This window comes from Inhella inkyongensis (assembly GCF_005952805.1).
Classification (GTDB): Bacteria; Pseudomonadota; Gammaproteobacteria; order Burkholderiales; family Burkholderiaceae_C; genus Inhella; species Inhella inkyongensis.
On record NZ_CP040709.1, the window covers coordinates 2,688,835 to 2,704,282 of the forward strand.

A 15,448-nucleotide genomic window follows, 5' to 3' on the forward strand; every position below is an offset into this window, starting at 1 on the left:
AAGTCAGCGCTGCGTGTCCGTACTCTGCTCGGGCTGCCGCGTCGGCCGACGCTGCAAGTCGCCGCCGCAGTTGGGACAGCGCTGCCCCATTTGCACGCAGCAGGTGCTGCAAAAGCTGCACTCGTAGGAGCAGATCCAGGCGCCTGGCTGCTCGGCCGGCAGGCTGACCTGGCAGCGCTCACAGATCGGTTTCATTTGCAGCATCAGCGCTTCTCCGGTCGTTCGACGATGCGCGCCCAGCGCTCGCTGCCCGAACCCAACAGCTGCTGCAGGCGCTCAAACCATTGCTCCAGTTGGGCCGGCGCCGGCTCGCCCTGGGCGGCGCGGAAATGCATCTCGCGCTCCAGGTCCTGCAAGCCGTGATGCAGGGCGCGCTCGTGCTGCCACAGCTCGCGCGCGCGACGCATCTCCAGCCAGGCGCCCAGGCCGGCCGTGGTGGTGGTCAGGCACAGCACCACGAACTGCAGCAAGGGCCCTTGCTGGCTGCCCAGCAGCAGGCCCAGGCCCGAGACGATGGACGCTGCCGCGCTGCACAGGATCAGGATGGTCTGGCCGCGCCGGTACTGATCGCGATGGCGGGCGGCTTCGCGGTCAAAGTGCGCGACCTCGCCGGCCACGGTGTTCAAAAGCTGTTCGAAAGCACTCATCGTTCTCGAGACTCCAGCGGCGGCACCCAGCGTCCGCCAAAGGCCTGCCGGCCACCCAGGGGTGGCAGCAGGCGCAGATGCACCCACTCGGGCGCACGGCCCAGGGCCTGCGCCGCCAGCGGGGTCAGTCGCTCCAGCAACTCGGCCGCATCCTCAACTGGGCCGCGCAGTCCGAGCTCAATGAACACGGGAGCTGCGGCAACGGCCGCTTCCTGCTCGGCATAGTCGGCCGGCGACACGCGCTGCAGCCGCACCCAGGTATGGCCGGGGGCACTGCCCAGGGCCGGGCCGAGCGCATCGGCCAAGGCCTGTGCCGTCCCAGCAGGCAGCGCATGGTGCGGGTCCTCGACGACCCAGACCTCAAGCAGGGGCACGCGCTGCCTCCGCGGCCGCGCATGCGCGGCCAGCCACCACCCCTTTGAGATACGCCCGCCGCACCGAGCCGGCCGTGATGGCCGCGGCCACCCCCCGCTCATAGCGCTCGGCCCCGCTCAGGCGTCGCACCCATCCGCGAAAGGGAATCACCCCTTCGGCCGCACCCCGCAGGGCTTTGCCGGCGGCCTCGTCCACGGCCTCGTTGCCGCGCTCCAGCAGGCTGGGTTTGTCTTTGTTGACGGGCTGATCCAGGTCGGCGCCCAGCACCGCGTCCAGCGCCGCAATCTCGGCCTGCCACTGCGCGCAGCTGCCAGCTGCATCCAGGGCATAGGGCTGCGCCCGCGCCGCCAGCAAGGCCGGGGGGATCTCGGCGCGCACCAGATTGAGATCGCTGAACGGGGTCATCACCGCCTGCTGCATCGGGTCCTGGGCCTTGGTGGCGCAGCCGGCCAGGCCCAGGGCCAGCACGATGACGCTCAGCGCATTCAGCCCTTGAAAGCGTTTCATGGGTTCTCTCCCTTTTCGGTCAAAGTCAGGCCGGCGCGCCGCATCGCCCAGGCCGTCCAAGCCGCCCCGGCCAAATCGGCGCCGCCGAAAATCAGCAGCTGCCAAGGCGCCCAGCCCGCAGCCACCAGACCTGCGCCCAGCGCCGCGAACATGCAGCGTCCCCACAGCGAGGCGCGGAAAAAGGCCAGCGACTGCGCACGCGCCATGGCCACATAGTAGGAGCCCAGCACCAGCGCCAGCGAACCGAGCACACGCACCCAGGGGTCGGTGGGCGCCGCCATGCCCAGCGGCAGCAACAAGCCCGCAGGCCACAGCATCAGCAACAGGCCGGCGGCCTGTGCGTAGTGGCCAAAGGCCTGCACGGTGAGAGCGGGGGACATGAAGAACTCCGACGGTTGGGTTGCGCACTTTAGGCGCTATGCCGTTGTTTCGCCGGGGGGCGATGAGCCCGCTATGCTCGCGGCCCTTCAGGATTCCCTGCGCCGCGCGCTTGCACCGCGACGGTCACTGCCCATGATTGCATCGCTGTTGGCCCGTGCTGGCCTGATCACCGCCCTCGCCCTGACCCTGCTGGCTCCAGATCACAGCCTGGCAGCACCGGCCAAGAAGAGCAGCAAGACGAGTGCCGTCACCAAGAAGAAGACCACCGCCAAACCGGCGCCCAAGGTCAAGCCGGGCGCGGTGGCTGCGGCCATTGCGTCGGGTGCCGCCGTGAACCTGCCCAGCCGCTCCCCGGCCGAGGTGCTCTCAGGCGCGCCCGAGGAAGCCTGGCGCAACCCGGCGCCCGAGAACCTGGTGCTGATGGAATTGCAAACTGGCGCCGCCCCAGCCCAGGTGTTGATGGAGCTGGCCCCGCGCTTTGCGCCGGCTCACGCCAGCAACATCCGCGCGCTGGTGCGCGGCGGATACTTTGACGGCCTGGCGGTGCTGCGCGTGCAGGACAACTTCGTCACCCAATGGGGCGACCCCACCGAGGGCGAGGGCGCGCGCGCCCTGCCCGCCGGCGCCAGCGCAAAACTGCCCGCCGAGTTCAGCACCGCGCTCACCCCCCTGCCCTTCACCCCCCTGGCCGAGACCGATGGCTGGGCACCGGGCAACGGCTTTGTCGATGGCTTCCCGGTGGCGGTGGATCGTGAGAAGAACAAGGCCTGGATCGCGCACTGCTATGGCGTGATTGGCGCCGGGCGCGGCAGCGAGGCCGATTCCAGCAACGGCAGCTCGCTCTATGCAGTGATCGGCCAGGCACCGCGTGCGCTGGACCTGAACATCACCACGGTGGCACGCGTGCTCAAGGGCATCGAACACCTGGCCGCCCTGCCACGCGGCAGCGGGCAGATGGGTTTTTATGGCGCCGGCGAGACCCGCACCCCCATCCTGCGCACCCGTCTGCTGGCCGATATGCCCGAGGCCGAGCGCCCCAGCGTCAAGGTGCTGCGCGATGACCATCCGGTCTGGAACGACTGGGTGGCCGCACGCCGCAACCGCAGCGGCTGGTTTGTGCACAACCCAGGCCGCGTGGACCTGTGCAGCACCACACCGCCGGTGCGCATCACCGGCCTGGAGGCCAAGCCTTGAAGGCCCTCATCCAGGCCTGGTTGCTGCGTGCCCTGGGCCTGCTGCTGCTGGTCCTGGGTCTGAGCTTCGCAGCCTTTCGAGCGCCGGACCGCAGCCTGGAATCGCTGGTGCAGCGCTGGGCCCCGCCGCCCTCGCAGTTCATCGAACTCAAGCTGGCGGACAAGCCGCAGCTGACCCATCTGCGCGACGAAGGCCCACGCCTGGACCCCCTGCCGATCGTGCTGATCCACGGCACCAGCGACAGCCTGCACAGCTGGGACGCCTGGACGCGTGAGCTCAGCAAGACCCGCCGCGTGATCCGCATGGACCTGCCGGGCTTTGGCCTGACCGGCCCGGCCGTGAGCGGGGATTACCGGATCGGCGCCTATGTGGACTTCATGGCGGCGCTGTTCAAAGAGCTGAAGCTGAACCGCGTGCTGCTGGCCGGCAATTCGCTGGGCGGAGAAGTGGCCTGGATGACGGCCGCGCGCCTGCCCGAGCAGGTGGCCGGCCTGGTGCTGCTGGATCCGGCCGGACTGCCCTTCGAACCCGAAGTGCTGCCGCTCGGCTTCAAGACCAGCGCCTTCACTCCCACGGCCTGGCTGGGCCGCTTCCTGCTGCCGCGCCCCATGGTGCGCGCCAGTGTTGAGGCCGTGTATGGCGATCCCAACCGCGTCAGCGCGGCCGAGGTCGATCGCTTCTTTGAGCTGACCCTGCGCGAAGGCAACCGCGCCGCGCTCAGCGCCCGCATCCAGGCCTTCATTCAGGAAGCCCATGGCCCGCTTTACACCCAGACTTGGCCCCAGGTGCGCACCCCCACCCTGCTGATCTGGGGCGAACGCGACCGCCTGATCCCACCGGCCACCGCCAAGCTGTACCAGTCCACCCGCCACCCCGAGGCCGAGCCCGCCGAGCTCATCGTGCTGCCGGGCCTAGGCCATGTGCCCCATGTTGAAGACCCGCAGGCCGCTCTCAAGGCCGCGCGCCCCTTCATTGACCGTGTTTCGAAGTAAGTCCGTCTCGAAGTGAATCCGTCCACGCTGAACATCTCCACCTACCGCTTTGTGGCTCTACCCGATGCGGCTGACCTGGTACCCCTGCTCAAGGCGCGTGCTGAAAGCCTGGCGCTCAAGGGTACGGTGCTGGTGGCGGAAGAGGGCATCAACCTCTTTCTGGCGGGCGCACCCGAGGCGGTCCGCCAATGGGTGGCTCAGCTGGAAACCGATGAGCGCTTTGCCGCCATGGCCCCCAAAGAGAGCTGGAGCGAGCACCAGCCCTTCAAGCGGCTGAAAGTCAAGCTCAAGCGCGAAATCATCCGCATGGACCGGCCCACCATCCGCCCCGACCGCAGCCCGCGCGCGCCCGCCCTACCCGCCGCGACGCTCAAACGCTGGTTGGACCAGGGCCACGATGACGCCGGTCGCCCCATCAAAGTGCTGGACACGCGCAATGCCTTCGAGGTGGATGCGGGCGCCTTCGAGCACTGCGTGGACTGGCGCATCCACAAGTTCACCGAATTCCCCGCCGCCCTGGCCGAGCACGGCGCCGAGCTGCAGGGCCAGACCGTGGTGAGCTACTGCACCGGCGGCATCCGCTGCGAAAAGGCGGCCCTGCTGCTGCAGGAAGAGCTGGGCCCCGAAGCCAGGGTCTACCAGCTAGAGGGCGGCATCCTGAAGTACTTCGAGGAAGTTGGCGGCGCCCACTACCGTGGGCATTGCTTTGTGTTTGACGAACGCGAGTTGCTGGACCCCGGCCTGCAGGCTGCGGGCCCGACTTCGAACTGAAAGGAACGCGATGTCCGTCCTATCCCGTCGATGCCTGCTTGCCGCCCTGCTGCTCGGTGCAGGTCTTGCACAGGTCAGTAGCCACGCCCAGACCCCCAAGAAGCTGCGCATCGGCGTGGAAGGCGCCTATCCGCCTTTCAGCGAAGTGGGGCCCGATGGCCAGATCAAGGGCTTTGAGATCGACCTAGCGCGCCAGTGGTGCGCCCACATGAAACGCGAGTGCGAGCTGGTGAAGACCGACTTCGACGGCCTGATCCCGGCGCTGCAGGCGCGCAAGATCGACGCCATCGTGGCCTCGCTGTCCATCACGCCCGAGCGCAAAAAGGCCATCGCCTTCAGCCGCCCCTATTACTCCACACCGCAGACCTTCCTGGCCAAAGCAGGTACGCCGGCCGATATCAGCCCCGCCGCGCTCAAGGGCAAGAAGATCGGTGTGCAGTCGGCCACCATCAACGAGGCCTATGTGAACGCGCTCTACAGCAGCAGTGTGATCACCCGCTACGCCACGCAGGATCAGGCCTATCTGGAACTCAAGACCGGCCGCATCGACTACTCGCTGGTGGACAAGTCCGCCGCGCTGGCCTTCACGCAGTCGCCGGCCGGCCAAGGCATCAGCACCGTGGGCCCCGAGCTGCGTGACCGCCGCTACTTCGGCGACGGCGTGGGGGTGGGCGTGCGCAAGGCCGACGCGGCGCAACTGGGCGCGGCCTTCAGCGCCGCCATCGCGGCCGGCCAGGCCGACGGCAGCTTCAAAGCCCTGGCGGCCAAGTATTTCCCCTACGACATTTCGCCACCCTGAGTCCGCGAAAGCGGCACCGCTGGCGTTAAGGTGCGCCTTTTCAGCCTCTCGGTGGCGACGCTCTCAGGGCCCGCCGCCACCGCATGACCCGCTCGGCCCCATCTAGAGGATTCAGCATGCTCCGTCGCACCCTGGCCGCATTGGCCGCCGCCCTGCTGGCCACCGCCATCGCCCCGGCCGCCGCTCAAGGCACCGCAGGCAAGAAGCTCCGCATCGGCGTCGAGGGCGCCTACCCTCCCTTCAGCGAAGTCGACGCCAAGGGCGAGCTCAAGGGCTTTGAGATCGACCTGGCCCGCGCCTGGTGCGCCCAGATGAAGCGCGAATGCGAACTGGTGAAAACCGACTTCGACGGCCTGATCCCCGCCCTGCAGGCCAAGAAGATCGACGCCATCGTCGCCTCGATGTCCATCACCGACGACCGCAAGAAGGCCATCGCCTTCAGCAAGACCTATCTGGCAGCACCCGCCATCTTTGTGGCCAAGTCCGGCACCAAGGGCGATGTGAGCCCGGCCGCGCTCAAGGGCAAGAAGATCGGTGTGCAGTCGGCCACCACCTTTGAAACCTATGCCGCCGCCGTCTACAAGGACAGCACTCTGGTGCGCTACCAAACCCAGGACCAGATCTATCTGGAACTGAAGGCCGGCCGCGTGGACTACACCCTGGTGGACAAGTACGCGGTGGACAGCTTCTTGAAGTCCGATGCCGGCAAAGGCATGGCCTTCGTGGGCGCCGACATCGACGACGAAAAGTATTTCGGCGTCGGCATCGGCATCGGTCTGCGCAAGGCCGATGAAAAGACCCTGGGTGCGGCGCTCAATGCCGCCATCGATGGCGTGTTCGCCAGCGGCGAGTACAAGAAGCTGTCCAGCAAGTACTTCGCCTACGACGTCGCCCCGAAGAAGAAGTAAGAGGGAAAGGTCGGCCCCATGCTCCATGGTTTTCTACCCAGCCTGCTGCAAGGCGCCCTGCTCACATTGGGCGTAGCCCTGCTCTCGCTGATCGTGGCCATGGTGCTCGGGCTGATCGGTTGCTTTGCCAAGCTGAGCCGCCAGCGCTGGTTGCGCTGGCCGGCCCAGTGGTACACCACGGTGATCCGTGGCGTGCCCGACCTGGTGCTGGTGCTGCTGGTGTTTTACGGCGGCCAGGTGCTGGTCAACGACCTGGCCACCTGGCTGGGCTATGAGGACTACATCGACGTCGACCCCTTCGTGGCTGGCGTGCTCACCATTGGCTTCATCTTCGGTGCCTACCTCACCGAGGCCTTCCGGGGCGCCTACCTGGCGGTGCCACCGGGCCAGCGCGAGGCCGGACTGGCCTTCGGCATGAGCCCCTGGCAGGTCAGCTGGCGCATCCAGCTGCCGCAGATGATGCGGCACGCCCTGCCGGGCGTGAGCAACAACTGGCTGGTGCTGATCAAGAGCACGGCCATCGTCTCTGTGATCGGCCTCAACGACCTGATGAAGCGCGGCAGCGATGCTGCCGGCGCCACCAAAGAGCCCTTCGTCTTCTTTCTGGCCGTGGGCTTGATCTATCTGGCCTTTACCACCCTGAGCGAGCTGGTCTTCAACTGGGCCGAGAAGAAGCTGGCCATCGGCGTGCGCCGGGGGGTTTTGTGATGCAAGGCTGGCAGACCATCATCGAAAACCTACCGCTGTTCTTCAGTGGCGCCTGGGTCACGCTGCAGCTGCTGGCGATTTCGCTGGCACTGGGCCTCGTGATGGCGGTGCCCTTAGGGGTCTTGCGCGCCCTGCCCAGCCCCTGGCTCAACCGCCCGGTGTGGCTCTACACCTATGTGTTCCGCGGCACCCCGATGCTGGTGCAGCTTTTCATCCTCTATTACGGCCTGGGACAGTTCGAGGCCGTGCGCCAGAGCTTTGCCTGGACCTGGCTGCAGGAGCCCTGGTTCTGTGCCTGCCTGGCCTTTGTGCTGAATACCGGGGCCTACACCACCGAGATCATTGCCGGCGCCATCAAGGCCCTGCCAGCTGGCGAGATCGAGGCCGCCAAGGCATACGGCATGGGGCGTGCCACGCTGATGCGGCGCATCGTGCTGCCCGCCGCCCTGCGCCGCGCCCTGCCCGCCTACGGCAACGAGGCCATCTTCATGCTGCACGGCACCTCGATCGCGATGCTGGTCACGATTGCCGACGTGACCGGCGTGGCCAAGCGCATCTACGCCACGCACTACATCCCCTTCGAGGCCTACATCACGGCGGGCTGTTTCTACTTCGCGATGACGCTCTGCCTGGTGGGCCTGTTCCGCTGGGCCGAGAACCGCTACCTCAAGCCGCTGCTGCCGCGCTAACGCGGCCCAGATCAAACACCAGCACCTCGGCGCCAAGGCCGCCGGCCAGCGAGATCGAGGCCACTTGGCCCGCGTCCGGCTCGATCTGCAGCGCATCGCCCGCACGCAGGCGCTCGCCGTTGACCGTGAGCTCACCCCGCGCCAGATGGACATAGGCCAAGCGACCCGGGGCCAGGCTCAGGCTGGCGGCTTCCTCACCGGAGAACTGGCCGGCATAAAGGCGTGCGTCTGAGTTGATGCCCACCAACGCTCCTTCCGGTGCAGCCAGCAGGGTCAAGCGCCCGGCCAACGCAGCTTCGGGGATGCGTGCCTGCTCGTAACCCGGCGCGCCGCCGCGGCTGCGCGGCAGCAACCAGATCTGCAGCAGATGCACGGGGGCGGCGCTGCGGTTCATCTCGCTGTGCAGCACGCCGGCACCGGCGCTCATGCGCTGAATCTCGCCCACGCCGATCACGCCGCTCTGCTGGGCCCCGGCTTCGCCGTTCCCCATCGAGTCCTGGTGCGACAGCTCGCCCGCCAGGATGTAGGTGACGATCTCCATGTCGCGATGGCCATGGCGGCCAAAGCCGCTGTGTGGGGCCACGCGGTCTTCGTTGATCACACGCAGCACGCCAAAGCCCATGCGCGTGGGCTCATACCAATCACCAAAAGAAAAGCTGTGACGGGCCTGCAGCCAGCCATGGTCGGCGGCACCGCGTTGCTCGGACCTGAACAGAATTTGCATTCATCGCTCCTAGGGAATGCCCTGACTCTAGGCGGGCAGGCCGGCCTGCGGGAGGAGGCAGGATGGCGACGTCGTTCAAATCTCCTGAAGCCATGCACATTGCCGACAAGCGCAGCGTCCTGACCCCCGATGCGCTGGCCATGGTGGACGCCATTGCCCGCACCGGCAGCTTTGCCGGCGCGGCGCGCGAACTGGGCAAGGTGCCCTCGGCCCTGACCTACTCGGTGCGCCAGCTGGAAGAGGCCATGGACGTGCTGCTGTTTGACCGCAGTGCGCGTCACGCTCAACTCACCGCTGCCGGCCACGAGCTGCTGCGCGAGGGTCGACGCCTCTTGATGGAGTTGGACGCCGTGGCCAATCGCGTCAAGCGCATCGCCACCGGCTGGGAAGCCGAACTCACCATCGCGGTGGACGATGCCATTGCGCGCAGCGCGCTGTTCGATTTGATCGAGGCCTTTCAGACTCAGCGCATCGAGGCGCCGCCCCATGTGCATGGCAACGGCCTGCAGGACGGCTCCCAGGGGCCGCCCACGCCCCCCGGACCGCCCACGCGGCTGCGCTTTCGCACCGAGGTCATGTCGGGCACTTGGGAGGCCCTGGTCAGCGGTCAGGCTGATCTGGCCATCGGCACCACGGCCTCGCCGCCAGGCTCCCAGGTGGCCTGCGAGCCCCTGGGCGAGATGGAGTGGCTGTTCGTGGTGGCGCCGCGCCATCCGCTGGCCGGGCTGGAAGAACCCTTGAGCGCGGCGCAGATCGCCGCCCACCGCATCGTCACCGTGGGCGACACCGCCCGCCAATTGGAGCCCCGCACCGTCGGCGTGGTGCCAGGGCAGGACGTACTGACCCTGCCCAGCCTGCAGGCCAAGCTGCAGGCGCAGTTGCGGGGTTTAGGCTGCGGTTGGTTGCCCGAACCCCTGGTGCGTGAGGCCTTGGCGCGCGGCCTCCTGGTGGCCAAGGCCACCCAGGAGCTGCGCCGCAGCCAGTTCCACTATGCCTGGCGCAGCAATGGCGCGCCGCCTGGTAAGGCGCTGAGCTGGTGGCTCAATCAGCTTCGCAGCGCGGCCACACGTAGCGCGCTGCTGGAGCAGCACCTATACGCGTAGGTCCAGTTGCTGCAGGCTGCCGGCTCGCCCGTCTTCATGCAGATACAACCCGCTTTGGCGCAAGTCACCCACCACCTGCCCACCCAGGCCATGCAGGGCGAAGGGTGAGGCCAAACGGGCCAGACTGAGCGCGCCCACACCCGCATCACTCAAACCCGTCATCCGGTTCAGCCCGTCCGCCCCCGGGCGCCACACGCCCAGCTGCTGCCAGGCGGGGTCGGCCTCGTCGACCCAGCCATTGCCGTCGGCATCCAGGGCCGCCAGCTCGGCAAAGCCATCCCCGCTTCGCGGGCCGAAAAGCTCCCGCCCGTCGGCCACTCGGCCATCCCGGTCCCGGTCAAAGACCAGCCAGGCACTGCCTGCGCCCAGCCCCGGCAAACTTTCCAACTCGCCGTCGGCGTTGAGATCGAACTCCCAACGCTGCCCCAGCAGGGCAGCGCTGGGGCCGTCGAAGTTCAACACCAAAGGATCCTGGGGCGCGGCCAAGCGGAACTCGCGGTGTTCGATCTGCACCCGACTGAAGGAGAAGGACATCTCGAACTGCAACGCGCGCCCATCGGCGGTCTGCACCCGCCCTTGGGTGGAGAACTGCAGTTGCTCAAACTCGATGCGCGTTTCCTCCACCTGCAAGGTGGTGCCCGCGGGCCAGGTCGGCGAGGGAGCCGGACGGTTAGGCGTAGGTAGGGCCGCCTCGGTAGGCTGAGGCGCGGGCGCCGGCGACGCCTCAGGCAGCTCAGTCGGGGCGTCAGTGCGCAGGTCTGCGGCCTGCAGTCCGTCTCTCGGATCCGCCAATGCCTCCAGAGTCGGGGGCGGTCGTTCACCAAACACCCAGCGCAGCATGGCACTGAGCAGTTGCATGCGCGGGTCGTGACGCATCCGCTCGGCGGCATCGGCCATGGGGGACATGTGGGGGGCGCCGTTGCGTGCCACCGCTGGGGCAGCGGCCTGGGGGGGTGGGCTCGCGGCAAGGTTCTGCAACCCTTGGGCAGCTTGCCGCGCCTGCTCGCTGATGTCGGCCCGGGTCGGGCGCTCGGGCGCCAGGAATGCACTTGGCGGCCCCAGTTCGCGTCGCTCCACGCGCTCCAAGTGCTCCCACCGTCGATGCTGAGCCCTCTGGGTCAACTCCGATTCCATCACTCTCATGGCCGCCTCCATGATGCAGTTGTCGGCTCTTGGGTATCGGCGCCCGCTGCGCCTTCTTGAGCCGGAATAGCGAGGCAAAGCCCACGCTTCAAAATGCGCGCCCATGTCTTGCATCGGTCGCTTTGCCCCCTCCCCCACCGGCCCCTTGCATGCCGGCTCGGTGCTGGCCGCCTTGGGTAGCTGGCTGGATGCGCGTGCGCACGGCGGGCGATGGCTGGTGCGTATTGAGGACGTGGACGGCCCGCGCTGCCCCCCTGGCATGGACCGCGAGATCCTGCGCCAGCTCGACGTGCTGGGGCTGCGGCCGGATGCGCCGCCACAATGGCAATCCCAGCGCGGCGCGCTCTATGAGGCTGCACTTGCGCAACTCATCAGCGGCGGCGCGGCCTACCCTTGCGCCTGCACCCGCAAGGAGTTGGTCCTGGCGCAGCAGGCCCGCGACCGCCACGGTGACTTGCGCTACCCCGGCACCTGCCGGCCTGAAAACGGCGGACTGCGAGGCCGTGCGCCGCGCGCATGGCGGCTGCGCGTAACCCCCGGCGTGCTCCAGTGGCAGGACCGCCGCCTGGGGCCGCAGCAGCAAGACGTCGAACACACGGTGGGCGACTTCGTGCTCAAGCGCGCCGATGGCCTGTGGGCCTACCAGCTCGCCGTGGTGGTGGACGACGCCCAGCAGGGCATCAGTGATGTGGTGCGCGGCGCCGACCTGGCGGACAACACGCCACGCCAGATTCAGCTGCAGCAAGCATTGGGACTGCCACGGCCGCGCTACCTGCACCTGCCCCTGGTGCTGGCCGAGGACGGGCAAAAGCTCTCCAAGCAAAACGGTGCCGCACCGTTTGATGAGAGCCGCCCCCTGCTGACCCTCAAGACCGCCGCGCTTGCCCTGGGCCTGAAAGACCTGCCCGACACCGATCACGCCGCCGACTGGCTATGCGCCGCCACGCGCGCCTGGGCAAGCACGCACAATGCGCGCTTTTGAATTTTTCCGGGACACCACCATGCAAACCCTCGCCAGCGGCCTGCAAATCGAAGACACCCAAACCGGCGAAGGCGCCGAGGCCAAGGCCGGCTGCCAGGTCTCGGTGCACTACACCGGCTGGCTGTGGAAGGACGGCGCCAAGGGCGCCAAGTTCGACTCCAGCCGCGACCGCAACGAGCCCTTCGAGTTCGAACTGGACGGCGGCATGGTCATTCGCGGCTGGGATGAAGGCGTGCAGGGCATGAAGGTCGGCGGCAGCCGCACCCTCCTGATCCCGCCCCAGCTCGGCTACGGCGCACGCGGTGCCGGCGGCGTGATCCCGCCCAATGCCACGCTGGTGTTCGAAGTGCAGTTGCTGGCCGTCAGCGGCGGCCCCGAGGTGCTGGACCTGCCCCTGCAGACCACCGCCAGCGGCCTGCAATTCCACGACAGCGTGGAGGGCAGCGGCGCCACCGCCCAGGCCGGCCGCACCGTGCGCGTGCACTACACCGGCTGGCTCTACAAGAACGGCGCCAAGGGCAAGAAGTTCGACAGCAGCAAGGACCGCGGCCAGCCCTTCCACTTCAACCTGGGCGGCGGTGAGGTCATTCGCGGCTGGGACGAAGGCGTGCAGGGCATGAAGGAAGGCGGCACCCGCGTGCTGATCATCCCGGCCGAGCTGGGCTATGGCGCCCGCGGCGCCGGCGGCGTGATTCCGCCCAACGCCACCTTGTGCTTTGAGGTGGAGCTGATCAAGGCCTAATCAGGCTGCCGAATCCAACACAAACTGCTGAATCCACTGCCACCACGGCTCCCAAGCCGGGGTACACAGCCCCACCAGCAGCAGCAGATTGAGGGCCACCATGGCCCAGGTCCAACGCAGGAAGCTGGGCTTGGCGGTCTTGTGGCGAAAAATGTGCTGGCCCAGCAGGGCGCCGGGCCAGCCGCCCATCAGGGCAATCAGGTGCAGCGAGGTCTCGGCCACCCGGGCGGTGCCGCGTTTGGCGGCCCATTTGTCCAGCCCATAAACGACAAATAGCGCCATCGACAGGGCGCTATAGAGCATGGGCACGGGTTTGGCCAGGGGCCAGGCCAGATGGATGGCACCCAACAGCAGGGCAAACACCGGAATGATCAGCAGACGCTGGCTGGAGAGCTGGCGCGACTGCTGTTCGGGGCTTCCTGAGCGCGCGGTCGGCGACCGTGGCACGCGTTCCACCGGCGGTGGGCGCAAGGTGTGCACCTGCGTGGCGCGGGGTGCTTCGCGCGGGCCGGCCCGCGTGAAACGCACCGGCTCGTTGAGAGCCGGTGCGGTAAAGCGCAGCCGGCCGGCCAGATCGACGCGACGCAGCAGCAGCCGTGGCCCGCCAGCCTCGGGCTGGACAAAGCCCAAGCCTTTGGCGGCGTCCCATTGCGAGACGCGACCCCGCTCCTGCGGCGCTGCGCCCAAGACCTACTTACTCTTCGTTGCGACGCGGCTTGCCAAAGCCACCGCGCGGGGCGCCACGGTCTTCCCAGGCGCGCTCGGCTTGCGGGCGCTCACCACCGAAGGGCTTGCGGTCACCGAACTGCGGACGGTCGCCACCGAAGGGCTTGCGGTCGCCGAACTGCGGACGGTCGCCACCGAAGGGCTTGCGATCGCCGAACTGGGGACGATCACCACCGAAGGGCTTGCGGTCGCCGAACTGGGGACGGTCGCCACCGAAAGGCTTGCGGTCACCGAACTGGGGACGATCACCACCGAAAGGCTTGCGGTCGCCGAACTGGGGACGATCACCACCTTCGTGGAACGGACGGCCTTGGCCGGCAAAGGGCTTGCGGTCACCGAACTGCGGACGGTCGCCGCCTTCGTGGAACGGACGGCCTTGGCCGGCAAAGGGCTTGCGGTCGCCGAATTGGGGACGATCACCACCGTAGGGCTTGCGATCGCCAAAGGCCGGACGGTCACCACCGTAGGGCTTGCGCTCGCCCCACTGCGGACGGTCGCCACCATAGGGCTTGCGATCACCCCACTGCGGACGCTCGCCACCGTCGAACTCGCGGCGCGGACGCTCACTGAAGATCACCGGATCGGGCTTCTTCGGCTCCAGGCCTTCGATGCGATGCGCGACCAGGGCTTCCTTGGTGTAAGCCTGCAGACGGCGCAGACGCGGCAGGTCCTCGCGCATGGCGATGGTGACGGCCAGGCCCGAGCGACCGGCGCGGCCGGTGCGACCAATTCGGTGCACATAGTCCTCGGCCTTCATCGGCAGGCCGATGTTGATCACATGGCTGATGGTGGGCACGTCGATGCCGCGCGCGGCCACATCGGTGGCCACCAGCACGCGCAGTTCGCGGCGGCGCAGGCCCTGCAAGGTGCGGTTGCGCTTGCCCTGCGGCATGCCACCGTGAAGAGCCGCCACGGCATGGCCCAACTCGGCCAGCTGACCGGCCATCTGCTCGGCCTCGATTTGAGTGCCGGCAAACACCACGGCCTGGTCCACGCTGGCATCGGCCAGCAGGTGCTCCAGCAACGCATGGCGATGGTGCGGGTGATCGGCCCAGTGCAGGCGCTGCTCGATCTGCGCCTTTTGCTCCGGGGCGCTGGCCACATCGATGCGCTGCGGGTTGTTCAGCAGCTCACGGGCCAGGCCACCGACGCGGCCGTCAAAGGTGGCGCTGAACATCAGGGTCTGACGCGGCTTGGGCAGCATCGCGGCGATGGCCTCGATGTCCTCGATGAAACCCAGATCCAGCATACGGTCGGCTTCGTCCAGCACCAGGGTCTTGATCTCGGTGAGCATGGCCGGGCTGGTGTTGGCGATGTCCAGCAAGCGACCGGGGGTGGCGATCACGATGTCGGCACCCAGACGCAAACGCTGCAGTTGGGCCTGATAGGGCATACCGCCAACGATGGTGCAAACCGAGAAGCCCGGGATGTTGCGGCCCAGCTGAATCGCAGCCTGGGCCACCTGTTGAGCGAGTTCGCGGGTCGGGGCCAGAACGAGGCCGATGGGGTTGACCGCCGGACCACGGGCCGCGCCGCGCGGGGCCCGCGGGGGGCGCTGGTTGCGGCCTGCGTGGAAGCTGCGACCGGGCATGGGCGCGGGCACCAACTCGGGGTGCTCGGCACGGCGCGTCAGCACTTGGGTCAGCATGGGCAGCAGGAAGGCGGCAGTCTTGCCACTGCCGGTACGGCTGGAGACCATCAGGTCGGCGCCGGCCATGCCCTGCGGCACGGCTTGGGCCTGAACGGCGGTGGCTTCGGTGTAGCCGGCTTCTTGCACGGCGGCCAACAGTTGCTCGGCCAGACCCAGGGATTCAAAAGACATCGTGAACTTTCTCTGACAACACAGCGCCGCACCGGCCTCCATGGTCGGTGGGTGCTTGGGCTCGGCCTCGGCCGCCCCGAACAGGTCGCTGAAGACTCCGGCAGTCCGAACCGCGGTTGAACCCGCTTCCGGTCGGTTATTGCCTGGTGCGACGGCATCGCCGCCGACCATGGACCTGCGCAGCAGGCAGACCGCAAAAACGCGATCTAGGAGGAGTCAGAGGAGATGAACGATC

General features: G+C 67.9%; 19 protein-coding genes and 1 pseudogene. 11 read left to right on the forward strand and 9 right to left on the reverse strand.

Annotated features, from left to right (window positions below):
* Positions 1-3: 3 nt before the first annotated feature.
* The 5 genes from FF090_RS12645 to FF090_RS12665 are packed head-to-tail and all read right to left on the reverse strand — an operon-like array spanning position 4 to position 1,909.
* Positions 4-195, reverse strand: coding sequence for a DUF1272 domain-containing protein (locus FF090_RS12645; protein WP_217502985.1), 192 nt, complete (start codon positions 193-195; stop codon positions 4-6).
* Positions 196-203: 8 nt separating this feature from the next.
* Positions 204-647 carry a DUF4231 domain-containing protein gene (locus FF090_RS12650; protein ID WP_138857064.1) on the reverse strand — a complete coding sequence of 148 codons (444 nt, stop codon included), beginning with the start codon at positions 645-647 and terminating at the stop codon, positions 204-206.
* A complete protein-coding gene (locus tag FF090_RS12655) occupies positions 644-1,021 on the reverse strand; it encodes a hypothetical protein (RefSeq protein WP_138857065.1) in 378 nt (125 codons plus the stop codon). The genes FF090_RS12650 and FF090_RS12655 overlap by 4 nt, the downstream gene beginning before the upstream one ends.
* Positions 1,008-1,529 carry a hypothetical protein gene (locus FF090_RS12660; protein ID WP_138857066.1) on the reverse strand — a complete coding sequence of 174 codons (522 nt, stop codon included), beginning with the start codon at positions 1,527-1,529 and terminating at the stop codon, positions 1,008-1,010. The genes FF090_RS12655 and FF090_RS12660 overlap by 14 nt, the downstream gene beginning before the upstream one ends.
* A complete protein-coding gene (locus FF090_RS12665) occupies positions 1,526-1,909 on the reverse strand; it encodes a hypothetical protein (RefSeq protein ID WP_138857067.1) in 384 nt (127 codons plus the stop codon). The genes FF090_RS12660 and FF090_RS12665 overlap by 4 nt, the downstream gene beginning before the upstream one ends.
* A gap of 133 nt (positions 1,910-2,042) precedes the next feature.
* On the opposite strand from FF090_RS12665, the gene FF090_RS12670 reads away from it, so the two are divergent.
* The 7 genes from FF090_RS12670 to FF090_RS12700 all read left to right on the forward strand — a co-directional run bounded on the left by FF090_RS12670 (position 2,043) and on the right by FF090_RS12700 (position 7,971).
* Positions 2,043-3,104: a peptidylprolyl isomerase gene (locus tag FF090_RS12670; protein ID WP_138857068.1), complete on the forward strand. Its 1,062-nt coding sequence runs from the start codon at positions 2,043-2,045 to the stop codon at positions 3,102-3,104.
* Positions 3,101-4,096, forward strand: coding sequence for an alpha/beta fold hydrolase (locus FF090_RS12675; RefSeq protein ID WP_310732972.1), 996 nt, complete (start codon positions 3,101-3,103; stop codon positions 4,094-4,096). The genes FF090_RS12670 and FF090_RS12675 overlap by 4 nt, the downstream gene beginning before the upstream one ends.
* Positions 4,097-4,108: 12 nt before the next feature.
* Positions 4,109-4,867 carry a sulfurtransferase gene (locus FF090_RS12680; protein ID WP_138857069.1) on the forward strand — a complete coding sequence of 253 codons (759 nt, stop codon included), beginning with the start codon at positions 4,109-4,111 and terminating at the stop codon, positions 4,865-4,867.
* A 10-nt stretch (positions 4,868-4,877) separates the two neighbouring features.
* A complete protein-coding gene (locus tag FF090_RS12685) occupies positions 4,878-5,666 on the forward strand; it encodes a transporter substrate-binding domain-containing protein (protein ID WP_138857070.1) in 789 nt (262 codons plus the stop codon).
* 116 nt (positions 5,667-5,782) lie between these two features.
* The gene (locus FF090_RS12690; protein ID WP_246071410.1) at positions 5,783-6,574 is read left to right on the forward strand and encodes a lysine/arginine/ornithine ABC transporter substrate-binding protein; all 792 of its coding nucleotides are present in this window, start codon (positions 5,783-5,785) and stop codon (positions 6,572-6,574) included.
* An 18-nt stretch (positions 6,575-6,592) separates the two neighbouring features.
* Positions 6,593-7,282 (forward strand): ABC transporter permease, encoded by a 690-nt coding sequence (locus FF090_RS12695; protein ID WP_138857071.1) that lies wholly within the window; start codon positions 6,593-6,595, stop codon positions 7,280-7,282.
* Entirely contained in the window at positions 7,282-7,971 is a 690-nt protein-coding gene (locus tag FF090_RS12700; RefSeq protein WP_138857072.1) for an ABC transporter permease, read from the forward strand. Before FF090_RS12695 ends, FF090_RS12700 begins: the two co-directional genes overlap by 1 nt.
* On the opposite strand, the gene FF090_RS12705 is transcribed toward FF090_RS12700, so the two are convergent.
* The gene (locus tag FF090_RS12705) at positions 7,949-8,695 is read right to left on the reverse strand and encodes a pirin family protein (RefSeq protein ID WP_138857073.1); all 747 of its coding nucleotides are present in this window, start codon (positions 8,693-8,695) and stop codon (positions 7,949-7,951) included. The two genes, FF090_RS12700 and FF090_RS12705, sit on opposite strands and share 23 nt — an antisense overlap.
* A 62-nt stretch (positions 8,696-8,757) precedes the next feature.
* Between FF090_RS12705 and FF090_RS12710 the strand changes: the two genes are divergently transcribed.
* Complete coding sequence (locus FF090_RS12710) at positions 8,758-9,798, forward strand: LysR family transcriptional regulator (protein ID WP_246071411.1); 1,041 nt, start codon at positions 8,758-8,760, stop codon at positions 9,796-9,798.
* Here FF090_RS12710 and FF090_RS12715 read toward each other — a convergent pair.
* Positions 9,787-10,941 carry an SPM autocatalytic domain-containing protein gene (locus tag FF090_RS12715; RefSeq protein WP_138857074.1) on the reverse strand — a complete coding sequence of 385 codons (1,155 nt, stop codon included), beginning with the start codon at positions 10,939-10,941 and terminating at the stop codon, positions 9,787-9,789. The two genes, FF090_RS12710 and FF090_RS12715, sit on opposite strands and share 12 nt — an antisense overlap.
* Before the next feature lie 103 nt (positions 10,942-11,044).
* Here FF090_RS12715 and gluQRS point away from each other — a divergent pair, with 103 nt between their 5' ends.
* The 3 genes and pseudogenes from gluQRS to FF090_RS19610 all read left to right on the forward strand — a co-directional run bounded on the left by gluQRS (position 11,045) and on the right by FF090_RS19610 (position 12,665).
* The gene (gene gluQRS / locus FF090_RS12720; RefSeq protein ID WP_138857075.1) at positions 11,045-11,923 is read left to right on the forward strand and encodes a tRNA glutamyl-Q(34) synthetase GluQRS; all 879 of its coding nucleotides are present in this window, start codon (positions 11,045-11,047) and stop codon (positions 11,921-11,923) included.
* A 19-nt stretch (positions 11,924-11,942) separates the two neighbouring features.
* A pseudogene (locus FF090_RS19605) lies at positions 11,943-12,287 on the forward strand (FKBP-type peptidyl-prolyl cis-trans isomerase); the annotation flags it as partial.
* Between the two features lie 24 nt (positions 12,288-12,311).
* On the forward strand, positions 12,312-12,665 hold the full coding sequence (locus FF090_RS19610; RefSeq protein WP_246071574.1) for an FKBP-type peptidyl-prolyl cis-trans isomerase: 354 nt from the start codon (positions 12,312-12,314) through the stop codon (positions 12,663-12,665).
* Here the strand turns inward: FF090_RS19610 and FF090_RS12730 are convergent, their stop codons facing one another.
* The gene (locus FF090_RS12730) at positions 12,666-13,352 is read right to left on the reverse strand and encodes a DUF1294 domain-containing protein (protein WP_138857077.1); all 687 of its coding nucleotides are present in this window, start codon (positions 13,350-13,352) and stop codon (positions 12,666-12,668) included. It lies immediately after the preceding gene.
* A 7-nt stretch (positions 13,353-13,359) separates the two neighbouring features.
* Positions 13,360-15,213 carry a DEAD/DEAH box helicase gene (locus FF090_RS12735; RefSeq protein ID WP_138857078.1) on the reverse strand — a complete coding sequence of 618 codons (1,854 nt, stop codon included), beginning with the start codon at positions 15,211-15,213 and terminating at the stop codon, positions 13,360-13,362.
* Positions 15,214-15,448 lie beyond the last annotated feature (235 nt).

Coding starts and splice junctions, on each gene's coding strand:
- FF090_RS12695 (WP_138857071.1), top strand. CDS start 6,593: ATGCTCCATGGTTTTCTACCCAGCCTGCTGCAAGGCGCCCTGCTCACA.
- FF090_RS12705 (WP_138857073.1), bottom strand. CDS start 8,695: ATGCAAATTCTGTTCAGGTCCGAGCAACGCGGTGCCGCCGACCATGGC.
- FF090_RS12650 (WP_138857064.1), bottom strand. CDS start 647: ATGAGTGCTTTCGAACAGCTTTTGAACACCGTGGCCGGCGAGGTCGCG.
- FF090_RS12715 (WP_138857074.1), bottom strand. CDS start 10,941: ATGAGAGTGATGGAATCGGAGTTGACCCAGAGGGCTCAGCATCGACGG.
- FF090_RS12665 (WP_138857067.1), bottom strand. CDS start 1,909: ATGTCCCCCGCTCTCACCGTGCAGGCCTTTGGCCACTACGCACAGGCC.
- FF090_RS12690 (WP_246071410.1), top strand. CDS start 5,783: ATGCTCCGTCGCACCCTGGCCGCATTGGCCGCCGCCCTGCTGGCCACC.
- FF090_RS12700 (WP_138857072.1), top strand. CDS start 7,282: ATGCAAGGCTGGCAGACCATCATCGAAAACCTACCGCTGTTCTTCAGT.
- FF090_RS12685 (WP_138857070.1), top strand. CDS start 4,878: ATGTCCGTCCTATCCCGTCGATGCCTGCTTGCCGCCCTGCTGCTCGGT.
- gluQRS (WP_138857075.1), top strand. CDS start 11,045: ATGTCTTGCATCGGTCGCTTTGCCCCCTCCCCCACCGGCCCCTTGCAT.
- FF090_RS12735 (WP_138857078.1), bottom strand. CDS start 15,213: ATGTCTTTTGAATCCCTGGGTCTGGCCGAGCAACTGTTGGCCGCCGTG.
- FF090_RS12670 (WP_138857068.1), top strand. CDS start 2,043: ATGATTGCATCGCTGTTGGCCCGTGCTGGCCTGATCACCGCCCTCGCC.
- FF090_RS12645 (WP_217502985.1), bottom strand. CDS start 195: ATGAAACCGATCTGTGAGCGCTGCCAGGTCAGCCTGCCGGCCGAGCAG.
- FF090_RS12710 (WP_246071411.1), top strand. CDS start 8,758: ATGGCGACGTCGTTCAAATCTCCTGAAGCCATGCACATTGCCGACAAG.
- FF090_RS12660 (WP_138857066.1), bottom strand. CDS start 1,529: ATGAAACGCTTTCAAGGGCTGAATGCGCTGAGCGTCATCGTGCTGGCC.